Here is a 15,810-nt window from a genome sequence, read left to right on the forward strand (position 1 = left end):
ATTAATTTAAAGCTTTCAAGAAAATGAAAAATTTAAACAAAAATATATACAGAATAATGCTTTTCTTTTTTGGAGTATTATTCCTTTATTCCTGTAGTGAGAATGAAGATATGGTTAAGCAAACCAGGCTTTTTAGACCCGTTTTGAATAAGCCCTTAATTTCGATTGATAATACTATTATTGTCAATATGGCCAAAATGAAATCGGCAATTGCATATAAAGTAGAAATTAGTAGAGATACTTTTAAAACGGTGATTAAAACTTATGAAGGGAGTAGTAATGAGGTTGTCTTTGACAATTTAGTGTGGAATGCTTCATATCAGGTAAGAGCTATTGCCTTCGCTTCTGACGAACAATATAATAGTAAAATATCCGAATTAGGAGATATAAAAACGCAACGTTTTCCTTCTATAATGGCAATACCTGTAAGATCAGATGTTATTGATACCGGAGCTAAAGTACATTGGGCTACAGTAGATTCTGGAGCAGAAGTGACAGATATTAAAGTTTTTGCTTTTGAAGATGAGTTATTGCAAACTCCTTTAGCCAGTTATCCTACTACGGACGATGAAAAACTAAATGGAGAAAAAATCATTTATGGATTAACACCGGGAACCAAATATCAAATTGCCATTTATAGTGGTTCAACAGTAAGAGGTTGGGAGGTTTACACTACCAAAGATCCTTTACCTACTGGACCGGACGTTATTGATTTAAGAGGAACTAATGATCCAAGTTTGTTAATAAGTACATTGGCTTCTGCACCCGAAGCTAGTACCATTATTTTGGATGGAAATTATACTTATAACGCTACAGGATTTAGCTTCAGTAAATCTGTAACTATTAAGAGCGGATATAGTTTTGTACCGGGAGGAGCTAAAATAGCGGTCTCTAGTCAGTTTAAATTTGTAGAAAATTCAAATATTACTTCTGTTGTTTTTGATGGAGTTTCTTTGTATCAACCATTATCTCCGGGAACAAATCCTTCGGGTTATTTATTTAGCCCTGATAAATCATATACTATTAACGAATTGAAATTTGACAATTGTAGAATTTATGATTTTAGAGGTCTTATGAGAAGTAGATCGGGAACTACAGGATTGTTAAATAATTTTATAATTAATAATTCGATTGTTACCAATATAAGAGATTATTCTGTTTTAATGAATGAGTCAACTTCAGGATTTAATTTTGGGAATATTCTATTCAAAAACTCAACACTTTATAAGTGTCAAAAATTCCTTGTAAATAAAGCTACAACTCCGGTGACAAGTATCAAAATTGAGGATTGTACTTTTAGTGAAGTAGTTGCTGCTGGTGCCAATTTATTTGAATTTGCTTCTAATAGTACTGATGGTGTATTTTTTACCAATACAATTATTTCAAGAGGATGGGATTTATCAAATACCCAAGTCTATGCTTTTAACTTTGTTAAGTCAGGAACTATGGCAGAAACTTCATTTATATTTACTAATACTTATGATACCTCTGATACGGCTTATACAGTTGGTCCTCCATCACCAATTAATTTTAGGTATTCAGGAACTTCTACTTCCTTATGGGAAGATTACGCAAATGGAGATTTTACATTCATTGACTCTGGTTTTGGAGGTTTAAGAGATTGTGGAGATCCGCGTTGGAGATTGTAATAAAAATAGTTAGTTTTTAGTTTTTTTGAGGCATGCTTATTTATATGCATGCCTCTTTTAATACTTCCTGAATTTAAAAATTATTATTTTAAATAATCGATCTACTTTTTTGATTGAAAAAAATCTACGAAATGAAAAAACTTATAATTTTCATGTGTTGTACTTTATTTGTTTCCTGTTCTAAAGATGCTTTAGGAGAAGTACAGGTAAAAACAATTGTCATTAATGGTGATAATTCTCTAACAAGTACACCAAAACAATTAACTGCAACAGTGTTGCCTACAGATGCCACAAACAAAGAACTTACTTGGAGTGTTTCTGACCCAAGTGTGGCTGTAATTTCAGAAACCGGACTTTTGACCGGACTTAAAAACGGAACTGTAAAAGTTACAGCCACTGCCAAAGACGGCTCAGCTAGTAAAGGAGATAAAACCTATACCGTTTCCGGAATAACAACAGCTGCGGTATTGATTCAAAGTATTTCCATAACCAATGTATCGATTACTAATGGACAACCTTTGCAGTTGACTTCTCAAATTAGCCCTGAAAATGCCAGCAACAAAACACTTACTTGGACAACTTCCAGTCAGGCTATTGCTACTGTAAATGCTGACGGATTATTAACACCAAGATTAAACGGAACGGTTACCGTTACTGCCACAGCAACAGACGGAAGCGGAAAAAGTTCGCAAATTCAGATTACTATTTCAGGAGTGACAGCAACGTATGCTACCACAGTAAGAGGAGAAAGTATTTTATTGTGGCAAAGAAGTAACGGCGGATGGGGAAAAGCAGTTCCGGATTTAAATGATTACAATTTGGTGCAAACAGATCAACAAAAAGCTACTGCTTTGGCCTCAAAAAATAATACTGATACCACGATAGATAATGGTCATGTGGTAACGGAGTTAAGATGGTTATTAGCCGACTATAAAACAACTCAGAATCCTAATTATTTATTAGCAGCCGAAAAAGCCATTGATTATTTGTTTTTAGCACAATATGCTAATGGTGGTTGGCCACAGTATTATCCGGATAAAAGTGGTTACCGACATCAGATAACCTATAATGATAATGCGATGGCTAATGTGATGAATTTGATGTGGGACATTAGTAAAGGAAAAAACAACATGGATTTAGTTAATCCTAACTATAAGAATAATGCAGTTACCGCTTTTAATAAAGGAATCGATATTATTTTACAAACACAGATTACTTATAAAGGAAAAAAAACAGTTTGGTGCGCGCAGCATGATGAGGTTACTTTACAACCTGCTTTGGCCAGAGCTTACGAATTACCTTCTTTTAGTGGTTCGGAATCGGTGGGAGTTGTAAAGGTTTTAATGTTGGTTGAACAACCTTCAGCAGCAGTAAAACAAGCCATAAAAGATGCGATGGATTGGTTTAACGGCGCTAAATTATTTGATATTACAACTCAAAAAATTAATGATGCTTCTCAACCTACGGGTCAGGATGTCATTGTGGTTTCTTCTCCCGGAAATGTTATCTGGGCAAGGTTTTATGATTTAACCAACAATTTGCCTATGTTTTGCGGACGTGACGGAATTCCAAAAACAACTTTGGCAGAAATCGATAATGAAAGAAGAGTTGGTTATGCCTGGTATGGAACTTGGGCTTTAACATTAATCAGTACAGATTATCCAAATTGGAAGTCAAAAAATGGCTTATAAGCAAGGTATAAGCGTTTTTATTAATTAGAAAAAGATAGTAAATAAAGTTATAAAATTTACTTGTCTTTTTCTAATTATTTTAATATGGAGCAATATGTCCCCATCCAAATTGTTTTTTATCCCCAGTATTTCGATAAAGTAGTTTTTACATTTGTTAAACTAGCAAATACAGCTTATCAAAAAATAATTTTGTAAAGAGATGATTTTGTCTTAATCAATATTAATAAAAATATAAAAAATAATGATTTTAAATTTTTTAATAGCTTCTGTGTTTTTAATGAGTAGTTTTTCAGCAGAAGCAGCTGATAATTTTCGAAAAGCTAAAATCCAAATAGAAAAAGTTAAATACGACATAGTGGTTGCTCAGGACGGAAGCGGTAATTATAAAACCGTACAAGAAGCTTTGAATGCAGTAGCTTTTCTCAAAACAAAGGAGACCAGAATTCTAATAAAAAATGGTGTTTATAAAGAGAAATTGGAAGTAATCAAGGATAAGAATAACATTAGCTTAATTGGAGAAAGTAAAGAAAATGTTATTCTTACTTATGATGATTATGCTTCCAAGAAAAATAGTGAAGGAAAAGATATTGGCACATCCGGTTCAGCCAGTTTTATTGTTACAGCAGATAATTTTAAAGCTCAGAATATCACTTTCGAAAATTCATCAGGACCTGTAGGTCAGGCGGTAGCCGTGAGGGTTGATGGGGATAAAATTATTTTTGATAATTGTAAATTTCTGGGGTTTCAGGATACGCTGTATCCTCGTAGTGCCACAAGCAGACAGTATTATAAAAATTGTTATATAGAAGGAACTGTCGATTTTATTTTTGGAGCTTCAACGGCAGTTTTTGATCAGTGTGAAATTTTTGCAAAAGCAACAGCTGGTTATTTAACCGCCGCTAGCACTTTGGAAAACACTCGCTATGGTTTGGTATTTTTAAATTGCAAATTGACTACGAATTCAGAAAATAGCAGCTATTATTTAGGAAGACCCTGGCGACCTTATGCTAAAACAGTTTTTATTCAATGCGAAATGGCTGCACATATTAAACCAGAAGGTTGGAACAACTGGGGTAAACCGGAAGCAGAAACTACCACTTTCTATGCCGAGTATCAATCTACAGGCACCGGAGGAAATACGGTTTCACGTGTGAGTTGGTCTCATTTATTAACATCAGAACAATTTACTAATCAATATACGCTGAATGTCATTTTTAAAGATTGGTTTCCTGTTTTGTAGGTCTTAGCAATTAAGAATGTCGTGTTAATTTCATAAAATATAAAAAATGAATCGAATTAAGATTATTGCAAGTAGTTTAGTCTTGTCTATAAGTGTTTTTCAGGGAAATGCCCAACAAAAATTAAAATTACAATACGACAAGCCGGCGACCAACTGGAACGGGGCTTTACCTTTGGGGAATGGTCGTTTAGGTGCTATGGTTTTTGGAAATCCTCAAAAGGAAGAACTGCAATTGAATGAAGAAACCGTTTGGGCGGGTGAACCGGGAAATAATGTACCTAAAAATGTTTATCCAAATATTGAAGAAATTAGGAAGTTACTTTTTGCGGGTAAAAATAAAGAAGCTCAGGATTTAGCCAACACAACTTTTCCGAGACAAGCACCTGCTAATCTTAATTACGGAATGCCGTATCAAACTGTTGGTAGTTTATGGATTGAATTTCCCGGTCATGAAAAGTTTTCTGATTACAAACGTGATTTAGATATTGAAAAAGCGGTTTCATCGGTAGGTTATAAAGCAAATGGCGTAACGTATAAAAGGGAAGTTTTTGCTTCTTTTGCTGACGATGTGATTATCGTGAAACTCACCGCAGATAAGAAAAAAAGTATTAGTTTTTCGTTGTCAGCAACCAGTCCGCAACTGTTGAACAATTTTAGAACTCAGCAGAATAAATTATTTTTTGAAGGAACATCAGGAAGTGCTGATAATAAAACAGGCAAAATAAAATTTGTAGGAGAAGCGGCCTGTACTTTACAAGGTGGAAAACTAACTGCGACTGCTGATAAGTTAACCATTAAGGATGCTGATGAGGTAATTATCCGAATTGCGATAGCGACTAATTTTAAAAATTATAAAGATTTATCAGCCAATCCCTCTGAGAAAAATGCGGACGTTTTAGCAAAGGCTTCTAAGAAAACATATTCTGAATCGCTTCAAAATCACGTTGCGGCCTATCAAAAATATTTCAACAGAGTAACATTAGATTTGGGCGATTCTCCCCAATCTGATAAAACAACAGATGTAAGGATTAAGGAATTTGGAACTTCTTATGATCCGCAATTAGTAGCGCTTTATTTTCAGTTTGGAAGGTATTTGTTGATTTCAAGTTCACAGCCGGGTAATCAGCCAGCTAATCTTCAGGGAATTTGGAATCATAAATTATCGCCGCCATGGGACAGTAAATACACGGTGAACATTAATACTGAAATGAATTATTGGCCTGCCGAAATAACCAATCTGAGCGAAATGCATCAGCCTTTATTTAGTATGTTGAAAGATTTAGCCGAAACCGGACAGGAAAGTGCCCGCGAAATGTACCATGCCCGTGGCTGGAATATGCATCACAATACCGATTTGTGGCGCATAACCGGAGTGGTTGACGGTGGTTTTTATGGTCTTTGGCCAATGGGGGGTGCTTGGCTTACTCAGCATTTGTGGCAACATTATTTGTACACAGGAGATAAAGCATTTTTAAAGGAATATTATCCGGTTTTAAAAGGGGCGGCCCAATTTTATCTGGATGTACTTCAGGAAGAGCCGGAGCACAAATGGTTGGTGGTTGCACCTTCGATGTCTCCCGAAAACACTTATGAAAGTAGTGTAGGGGTCACAGCCGGAACCACGATGGATAATCAATTGGTTTTTGATGTTTTTAATAATATTATCAATGCCTCTAAAGTTTTAGAAAAAGATACTCCATTTGTTGATTCGGTTGCTGTAGCTATTAAAAGATTGCCTCCAATGCAAATTGGAAAAATGTCACAATTACAGGAATGGTTGCATGATTGGGACAAACCCAACGATCATCATCGCCATATTTCACATTTGTATGGTTTGTTTCCTTCAGGACAAATTTCACCATTTAAGACACCTCAATTAATTGAAGCAGCTAAAAACACTTTGATTTCCAGAGGCGATGTTTCCACAGGATGGTCTATGGGCTGGAAGGTAAATTGGTGGGCACGATTATTAGACGGAAACCGTGCTTTTAAATTGATTAAAGACCAGCTAAGTCCGGCACCAATGGAAACCAAAGGGCAGCAGGGAGGAACTTATCCAAATCTTTTAGATGCACATCCGCCGTTCCAAATTGATGGAAATTTTGGTTGTACTGCCGGAATTACCGAAATGTTACTGCAAAGTTACGATGGGGCTATTTATCTGCTTCCTGCGTTGCCGGATGATTTTAAAAACGGAAAAGTAACGGGTTTAAAAGCCAGAGGAGGTTTTGAAGTGGCTATCGAATGGGAAAATGGAAAACTAAAAAAACTGATTGTAAAGTCGGCTTTAGGAGGAAATTGCAGATTGCGTGTGGCATCTGATGTTATTTTAGTGGGCGATATAAAATTAGAGGAAGCCAAAGGAGAAAACTCAAACGTTTTTTACAAAGTTGAACAAATTAAAACACCTTTGATTTCAGAAAAAGCAGCTTTAAAAGGTTATAAATCACCTGAAACTAAGCTGTATGATTTTGAAACTGAAGCTGGAAAAACGTATAGTTTTGAAGTGAGTTAAAGTTTTAAAATAGAGCTTTTTATAAGCAAAATATAAAATGGTTGTTGTGGGGAAACAACTTTAGTTACATTTGTTGCAGTCGTTTCGCCCTTTATTATTAATTTAAATAAATAATTTTTTAGTGAGAAAGTTAAAATTCACATCGTTAGTAATGCTATCCTTAATGGGAAGTATTTATGCTCAAAATGATAAAAAAAATGTTTCAGAAGTTTGGGTTTCCGATTTAGGAAATGGAAAATATAAAAACCCGGTTCTTTATGCCGATTATTCCGATCCGGATGTATGCCGAGTAGGTAAAGATTACTATATGACTGCTTCGTCTTTCAATTGTATTCCCGGATTACCAATCTTGCATTCTAATGATATGGTCAATTGGGAATTAATCAATTATGCCTTACCTAAACAACCGCCTTTTGATGTTTTTGATAAAGTACAACATGGAAATGGTGTTTGGGCACCTTGTATTCGTTATCAAAATGGGGAGTTTTACATCTTTTATCCGGATCCGGATTATGGAATTTATATGACTAAAACCAAAAATCCTAAGGAGAAATGGAGTGAACCTATTTTAGTAAAACCCGGAAAAGGAATTATCGATCCGGCTCCATTTTGGGATGAAGACGGGAAAGCCTATTTAGGTTATGCCTTGGCGGGCAGTCGCGCCGGAACGAAGAGTGTTTTAATGATGTGTTCTATGAATATTGAGGGTACTCAGGCTAATGATGATGATATTATTTTGTTTGATGGACATACAAATCATACTACGGTAGAAGGGCCAAAATTTTATAAGAGAAACGGCTATTATTATGTTTTTGCACCTGCTGGAGGAGTAGCAACAGGATGGCAGTTGATTTTACGTTCCAAAAACATCTATGGTCCTTATGAAGAGAAAATTGTTTTAGAACAGGGTAAAACCAATATCAATGGCCCACATCAGGGAGCTTGGGTAGATACGGTAACGGGAGAAGACTGGTTTATTCATTTTCAGGATCAGGGGGCTTATGGTCGCGTAGTCCATTTAAATCCGATGAGCTGGAAAGATAACTGGCCGGTTATGGGAGTAGATTATGATAAAAATGGAATAGGAGAGCCTGTTTCGACTTATAAAAAACCAAATGTTGGAGCAACTTATCCATTGGCAACACCTCCGGATTCGGATGAATTTAATTTACCAAGTCAGGGGTTGCAATGGCAATGGCACGCTAATAAAAATTTAGTTTGGGGTTATCCATCGGCGGGAATGGGCTTTTTTAGACTCAATTGTATTCCAAAACCGGAAAATTATGTGAGTTTATGGCAGGTGTCAAATATTTTGGCTCAAAAATTTCCGGCTGAGGAGTTTACGGCTACAACCAAATTTGATTTTACGCCAAATTTTGATAATGAAGAATTTGGATTTTTGGTAATGGGAAGAAGTTATAGTTATCTTGCTGTAAAACAAATTGCAGGGAAATTAAAATTGATTCAGGCAACAGGCAATCAGGCTGATAAAGGAAAAGCGGAAAAAATAACCGAAATTGCCGATTTGAATTCTGGTTCGCTTTATTTCAGAGTTAAAGTGGAAAAAGGAGCTTTGTGTCAATTTTATTATAGCTATGACAATAAAAAATTCATGAAAGCGGGTTCGGAATTTAAAGCATCAGAAGGAACCTGGATTGGTGCAAAACTAGGTTTTGTGGCTTTAAGAGAAGGTATTATCAATAATGCGGGTTATAGCAATATAGATTGGATTCGGTTTACTAAAAACTAATTATCCTGATTTATAGTATAAAAAAAGTATTGACTAAATTTCTAAAGTCAATACTTTTTTTATTTATAATACTGATAATAAAATGGTTGTTTAGATTGTTTAATGTTTTAATTTAAGCTGTTTTGCTAATTAATCGTTCTTAGAATTACGATATTCACTTGGAGTTTGACCGTATTTATTTTTAAAAGTTTTACTGAAATATTTAATATCTGAGAATCCCGTCATGTAAGCAATTTCTTTGATAAGTAATTGACTGTTTGTAAGTAATTGTGCGGCTCTTTTGATACGAATATCCCGGATGAATTCTACCGGAGTAAAGCCGGTGAGACTTTTAATTTTGTTGTTAAAAGAAGTTCGGTTAAGCCCGATTATTGTTCCCAAATCTTCAACTGAAAAGCCATTATTATCCATGTTTTCTTCGATAATCTGCATTACTTTTTGCATAATTTGTTCATCCTGATCGGTAATTAAATAAGGCTTCGGATCGTATTCTTTGGTTTCGTTTTCAGGTTTGTCATAGGCATCAAAAATGCTTTGCAATCTTTTGCGTTGTTCCAGCAAATTAATAATTCGGGCTTTGAGGTAAGCAACGCTAAAAGGTTTGGTTATATAATCGTCGGCACCATAGGAAAGTCCTTCTAATTTACTTTCGATAGTTGTTTTGGCAGTTAAAAGAATAACCGGAATATGACTGGTTTCGATATTGGTTCTGATTTTTTTCAGAAATTCAACTCCGTCCATTACCGGCATCATAATGTCACTAATAATGAAGTCCGGCGAGTTATCCAGTGTTTTTTGATAACCAATAGCTCCGTTTTCGGCTTCTAGTATTTCATAATCTTCTTCAAGAATATTTTTGATGAATGTCAACAGTTTTAAATCATCTTCAACAATTAAAACTTTAATTTTTTCGCTTGAATTTTCCTGATTTTTGTACAGTGCGATAGGTTGGGTTTTGATTAAATTTCGTTCCTCCGTATCCTGAATAGCTTCTTTACTAATAAATTCTACATCATCGGTGAAATGGCTGTTTCCGGTTTTAAATAATATTGAAAATGTACTTCCTTTGTTGGTTTGACTTTCAAAATAGAGTTCACCCTGATGTTTTTCTACTAATTCTTTAACTAATGCTAATCCGATTCCGGTGCTTGGGTTATTTTCATTTTTGTTGAAAGATGCAAAACGATTAAAAATACTTTGTTGGTGTTCTTCGGAAATTCCAATTCCTTCGTCAACAACGGTCAGTATTATATTTTTTTCCGTTTTTTTGATAGAAACAGTGATGGATTTGTTATCCGGAGTATATTTGAAAGCATTGGACAAAAGGTTCATGATGATTTTTTCCAAAGCGCTATGATCGGCCCATAATTTGATGTCTTCACCTTCAATTTCTAATTGATACTTAATGTTTCTTTCCTGAGCGATTTCGAAAAAATTATTAAAAATATCGCTAACAAATTCGATGAGATTAATCTCTGAAATTTTCAATTTTTGATATTGAATTTTTCTGAAATCCAAAATTTGATTTACTAATCTTTGTAATCTATTGGTGCTTTGAGCCACAAAAGACAATTGTTTTTTTATAATTTCCGGAGTTCGGTTGTCGTTTATTAAATACTCAATTGGGCCAGTAATCAGGGTTAAGGGAGTACGTAATTCGTGGGAAATATCGATGAAGAATTTTTGTTTTAAATCAAATATTTCTTTTTCATTTTTTGCAGCAGTTTTTAAGCTGTAAATAGTAAGTACCGTGCGATTGATGAGATAAATGATACCAACAAACAATAAAGCATAAAGGATATAAGCCACCGTTGTATTCCATAAAGCCGGTTTGACTTCAATAGTAATACTTCTTTGATTGTTTACCCAATAGCCCTGACTGTTGGTTGACTTTACATTAAAGGTATAAGTCCCTTTTGGAACATTAGTATAAAAAGCGGTTCTCTGTTTGTGTACATAGTTCCAGTTTTCGTCAAAACCTTCGAGTTTATAGGCATATTTGATGTTCCTTGGATTGATGTAATCCAGAGCAGCAAATTGAATGTTAAAGAAATTTTGATTGTGTTTCAGTGTTATATTTTGGCTATCATCTAATGTAAATTTTAGTGGAGAAGTCTCGTTGATAGCCACTGGCTGGTTGAATAGTTGCAATGCGGTTAACGCCAGATAAGGTTTGAAGTTATTTGGTTTTATTTGGTCAGGAAAAAAATGAAGAAAGCCTTCAGAATAGCCAAACAGCAATTCTCCGGAGTCTAGTTTTACTCGTGTTGCTTCGGTAAAATTTTTATAAGACATGATCGGTTTTACATCGGTAAAAACTTCAAAGCGTTCGTCAGCCGGATTGAAACGCATTAAAATATAATCTGTTGTAATCCATAGTTTTCCATCATTATCTTCTATCATCGAAAGAATGTTATTGGAAGGAAGCCCGTCTTTTAAAGTATAATTTTTAAAAGTAAGAGGGTAGCCTAATGAATTTTTTGTTAAAACCCGGCTAATTCCGCCATCGGCAGTTGCAATAAAAGTTTTTCCATTTTTAGCAATACATAGATCAATAACGTCATTGCTGTTTAAGGATTTTTTGTCGCTTTTGGTAACTTCGTAAATAGTTATGTTTTCTGTCGAATTCAGATTTTTAGAAGGATTTAGGACTAAAAGCCCCGTGGTGCTTCCAATATACATTAAGCCTTTTGCATCCTGCGAAATACATCTGATATTAATGTGTTTTTTTAATAAATCGGATTTCCATTGATTATTGGTGTTGATAAAACGTACAGATTGGTTTATGGAAGAAATTTGATTCAGACCTCCCCATGTTCCTACCCAAATTTTTCGGGTTTTATCTTCAAAAATGGAGTAGATATTGTCGTTGCTCAAACTATAAGGATTAGTACTGTTATGAGTATAATGATTTACAGTGAAATTATAATTTTGGTCTTTTGGAGTAAGTTTATAAATTCCGTTTCCGCGGGTTCCAATCCATATATTTGATTGAGAATCCTGCATAATATTATAAACAGCTTTTTGCCAGGTAACATTATTTTGTAGGTGACCGTTTGGTGACAAATGACCAATTCGATTTAGTTTTTTGTCATAAATAATAATCTGATTTTGTTTAGTAGCGACCCAGATATTTTTGTTTTTATCCTGAAATAAAGCTCTGACATCATTTCGGATGGTTGGAATTGTCGGATTATGAGTGTGTAATGCTTTGAAATTAGCCTGACTAAAAACTACTTTTACAACACCATTAGTTTGGGTATTGTACCAAAGATTTCCCTGTTTGTCAAAAAAAGCAATGTGGAAATTATTATTGAAATTACCATTAGGAAAATAAGACGAAGATGCTGTAAATGGGATTAATTCATTTTTTACCGGATCGTATTTAGAAAAATTACCACCGCGTGGCTGAACCCAAACATCACCTTTAGAGTCGGTTAAAACCATAGGAAGAGTTGGGCCAAATGTAGCCGAAAAAATATCGGTTTTTGCAGAGAAATATTTTAATTGTTTGGTTTTAAAATTAAACAGCGATATTCCCAGATTATCTTTGTTTATAAACCATAACAGTTGTCCTTTTGTAAGGTAAACATAGCTGAGGTTTTTTGTATTTAATTGTGGAAAATTTGTCGAATTGTAGTTTTCTATTTGACCCGTAAAAATATTTATGGTACAAAAACCTTTTTGGTCGGTAAAGGCTAAAATTCTTTGCTTATCTAACTTTTCAATTTTGACAACATTGGCATTGAGTTCTAATTTTTGAGTACGGTAATTTTTGGTTCCTTTATCATATTTGATGATAATTCCGTTGCTTCCTCCAAACCAAATTTCATCATCCAGTTCTACGGCCGAGTAAAACGCATTTGAAGTGTTGTTTTTGGGAATTAAATAGAAAGGTTTTTCGTTTGTTTTATGGAATCCAATCGCCGCAATCCCTTTGTCGGTTAAGAGCCAGGAATTTTTTTGACGGTCTTCAAAAACATCGTTGATAATATTGGTGTTTAAAGTATGCTTTTGAGTATGGTAGATTTTGTTAGAATAGTTTTTATCGGTTATTAATATAGCGCCATTATTTTTTGAAAGTAACCATACGAAACCAGATTTATTAGGTGCTATTTTTTTGATTTCGAAATTGTTATCTGGGATGTTTTGGATTAATTCGGTTCCCCAAAACGTTTCTGTTTTTGGATCAAAACAATAAGCTTTTGTTTCATTGGCAAAAGCTTTCATCCAAATACGTCCGTAATAATCTTCCACAATCCAATTGATACGATTGTTTTTCATTAATACTTTGTTCTTGGCAGTTGTTATAAAATTTTGGAAAGTATAACCGTTGTATTTGCTTAAACCGTTTGTGGTTGCCAGCCAAATAAAGCCTTTTTTATCCTGTATAACTTGATTGATGATATTGTGTGGGAGTCCGTCTTCAACGAGATAATTTTCGAAAGAACAGTTTTCCTGACTATGTGCTATTTTAGTTAGAGATAACAGAAATAAAATGATTAAATAGTTTTTAAGCAATGTTATTTTCATTTTGTAATTGTCCTTTTGGAGGTTTAATAAAAAATAGGATAATAAAATTTTAAGTTAATTTTATAGTAGGTGGAAAGATACAGCTTAACTGTTTACTTTTCTAAAAATGTGCATAAATTGTTAAAGTTGCAAACAAGTAAAAATAGCCTTGAATGCCTTTTTATAACGGTGTTGTTTTGCATAAAAAGGTAGGGGATTTTACAATTTCACCTCATTATTAAATTTTTTGATTTAGATAATAAAATGAATTTTTGATGGTTAAAGTATTCGTTTTTCTTAGAAAAACAGCATTTAAAAAGAAATGATTTTGTTTGTATTGTTGTGTTATCCTTTCCAATTCTGATACTAAATCTAATTTTACCGTCATAACAGTAATTAAGCTATTTTTTTATTTTTTTGTTAACGAATACTACTTTTTAATCTTTTATTTTACCGTTATAGCAGTAATATTGTGATGTTTAAATGAAAAACATACGTTTATATCTATAAAATGATTATTTTTACCGTAAAAACAGTAAAAAATGAATGGTTTTGATTTAGGAGCTTTTATTAAAGAGCATCGAAAAAAAGCAGGATTGACACAAATCGAACTAGCCAACTTAGCAGGAGTAGGGAAAACAACTGTTTTTGATATTGAAAAAAATAAAGAAACGGTTCGTTGGAACAATCTATTGGCAGTACTCAAAGTACTGAATATTAAAATAGAATTCAAAAGTTCTATAAATAAATAATTATGAGACAGGCAATTGTATTTGTACATGGAAACAGAGCAGGAATTTTAACAGAAATAAATGCTAATGAATATTATTTTGAGTATGATGAAAATTATCAAGGTGCTGCGGTTTCATTAACCATGCCTGTAAATCACAGAAAATACGGTTTTAAATCATTTCCTCCGTTTTTTGAAGGTTTGTTACCTGAAGGCATTATGCTAGAAGGTTTATTGCGTATTGCAAAAATTGACAAAACGGATTATTTTTCTCAATTGCTTGCCACAGGAAATGATTTAGTGGGAGCTGTAACGGTTAGATTGATGAAAGATGAATAGATGTCCAATAACATATGAATTGTGCGGAACGAATAAATACAGCGAAAAAGGAATCCACTTGATAGCTCCTAAATTAACGCATTTAAACGATTTACCTTATACAGCTGCAGAACTTCGTCAGGAAGCTGCTAACAGAGCCAAAAAGCTATCTATTCAGGGAGTACAACCAAAGCTTAGTGCAGCTGTTTCGATAATAGACCAGGAATTTAAAATTGTGGATCAATTTGGAACTTACATCATAAAGCCACAAAATGATTTGTTCCCACAATTACCCGAAAACGAAGATGTAACCATGAGAATGGCTAAAGCTTTCGGTTTAGAAGTACCATTTCATGGCATGCTATATGCTAAAGATGGTAGTTTGTCTTATTTTATTAAACGTTTTGATCGCTACGGCAAAGGAAAAAAATGGGCAACAGAAGATTTTGCTCAATTGACAGGGAATACCAGAGATACAAAATACCGTTTTACGATGGAAAAACTGATTCCTGTATTGGATGAATATTGCTCTTTTCCTGTCATTGAAAAAGCTGATTTTTTTAAAAGAATCCTTTTTTGTTATGTTACCGGAAATGAAGATATGCACTTAAAGAACTTTTCGTTGATAACCCAAAAAGGTAAAACGACACTCACTCCAATATATGACTTTCTAAATTCTACGATTGCGATTAAAAATCCTGAGGAAGAAATTGCACTTATGCTGAAAGGAAAAAAAAGTAATTTAAAAGCAGCTGATTTAATAGATTATTACGCTAAAGAAAAACTCTTGTTGAATGAAAAAACGATAAATGCTATTCTAAATCAAATGAAAAAAGCAACTCCTAAATGGAAGGAGCTACTTGAAATTTCTTTTCTATCAGAGGATATGAAAGAAAAATATTTGGAGTTGTTGGAAAATAGAGCAGGAAGGTTTTAGCAAAAAGGATATTCATTAGTTCAGATTTTTTTTTACTGTTATTATAGTTGTAAATTTGGGAATTAGTTGTGTTTTTGGAAGAGGCTTTTTTGGTAATACTTACTGAAATAATATTAAACCGCAATAATATGAAAGTTTATAACCGCTCTGCTATTACTATCAATTACAAAAAACCATTTGTAGACTGGAACAATCAACTAACTCCAGATTTTCAAATGGATGAAAATATCTTGGGCGAATCCAAAACTTATTTGACTCAAGAAAATTTTGATGACCCAATAACCTTAGTTGAAAAGTATTACAAAATAATTTTTGAATTGGAACTGGAAGGTATTTGGACAGATGAAGTCGACTGGCCACAAAAACGAGACTTTAAAACCTTTAACGAATGGTTTAGTTATGAAGTTAGTGATTGGGTGGTGGATTTGGATAAGAAACCATTAATAAGTGATGATTTCTAAATAAAAT

General features: G+C 33.8%; 10 protein-coding genes. 9 read left to right on the forward strand and 1 reads right to left on the reverse strand.

The window, feature by feature from the left end; translation table 11 throughout:
* The first annotated feature begins 23 nt into the window (after positions 1–23).
* The 5 genes from B6A10_RS07870 to B6A10_RS07890 all read left to right on the forward strand — a co-directional run bounded on the left by B6A10_RS07870 (position 24) and on the right by B6A10_RS07890 (position 8,845).
* On the forward strand, positions 24–1,649 hold the full coding sequence (locus tag B6A10_RS07870) for a DUF4957 domain-containing protein (RefSeq protein ID WP_188220438.1): 1,626 nt from the start codon (positions 24–26) through the stop codon (positions 1,647–1,649).
* 131 nt (positions 1,650–1,780) lie between these two features.
* Entirely contained in the window at positions 1,781–3,340 is a 1,560-nt protein-coding gene (pelA, locus tag B6A10_RS07875) for a pectate lyase (RefSeq protein WP_188220439.1), read from the forward strand.
* Positions 3,341–3,581: 241 nt separating this feature from the next.
* On the forward strand, positions 3,582–4,580 hold the full coding sequence (locus B6A10_RS07880; RefSeq protein ID WP_188220440.1) for a pectinesterase family protein: 999 nt from the start codon (positions 3,582–3,584) through the stop codon (positions 4,578–4,580).
* Positions 4,581–4,626: 46 nt separating this feature from the next.
* Positions 4,627–7,095, forward strand: coding sequence for a glycoside hydrolase family 95 protein (locus tag B6A10_RS07885; RefSeq protein WP_188220441.1), 2,469 nt, complete (start codon positions 4,627–4,629; stop codon positions 7,093–7,095).
* A 121-nt stretch (positions 7,096–7,216) separates the two neighbouring features.
* Complete coding sequence (locus B6A10_RS07890) at positions 7,217–8,845, forward strand: glycoside hydrolase family 43 protein (RefSeq protein ID WP_317172012.1); 1,629 nt, start codon at positions 7,217–7,219, stop codon at positions 8,843–8,845.
* Positions 8,846–8,974: 129 nt separating this feature from the next.
* Here the strand turns inward: B6A10_RS07890 and B6A10_RS07895 are convergent, their stop codons facing one another.
* Complete coding sequence (locus tag B6A10_RS07895; protein WP_188220442.1) at positions 8,975–13,378, reverse strand: hybrid sensor histidine kinase/response regulator transcription factor; 4,404 nt, start codon at positions 13,376–13,378, stop codon at positions 8,975–8,977.
* Positions 13,379–13,899: 521 nt separating this feature from the next.
* Between B6A10_RS07895 and B6A10_RS07900 the strand changes: the two genes are divergently transcribed.
* From B6A10_RS07900 to B6A10_RS07915, 4 genes are all read left to right on the forward strand, one after another.
* Complete coding sequence (locus B6A10_RS07900; protein ID WP_188220443.1) at positions 13,900–14,109, forward strand: helix-turn-helix domain-containing protein; 210 nt, start codon at positions 13,900–13,902, stop codon at positions 14,107–14,109.
* Between the two features lie 2 nt (positions 14,110–14,111).
* Entirely contained in the window at positions 14,112–14,426 is a 315-nt protein-coding gene (locus B6A10_RS07905; RefSeq protein ID WP_188220444.1) for a HipA N-terminal domain-containing protein, read from the forward strand.
* Positions 14,419–15,342, forward strand: coding sequence for a HipA domain-containing protein (locus B6A10_RS07910; protein WP_188220445.1), 924 nt, complete (start codon positions 14,419–14,421; stop codon positions 15,340–15,342). Before B6A10_RS07905 ends, B6A10_RS07910 begins: the two co-directional genes overlap by 8 nt.
* 128 nt (positions 15,343–15,470) lie before the next feature.
* Positions 15,471–15,803, forward strand: a complete 333-nt coding sequence (locus B6A10_RS07915; protein ID WP_157502628.1) for a hypothetical protein — start codon at positions 15,471–15,473, stop codon at positions 15,801–15,803.
* The last annotated feature ends 7 nt before the right edge of the window (positions 15,804–15,810 follow it).

The organism is Flavobacterium pokkalii, from assembly GCF_014596575.1.
GTDB lineage: Bacteria > Bacteroidota > Bacteroidia > Flavobacteriales > Flavobacteriaceae > Flavobacterium > Flavobacterium pokkalii.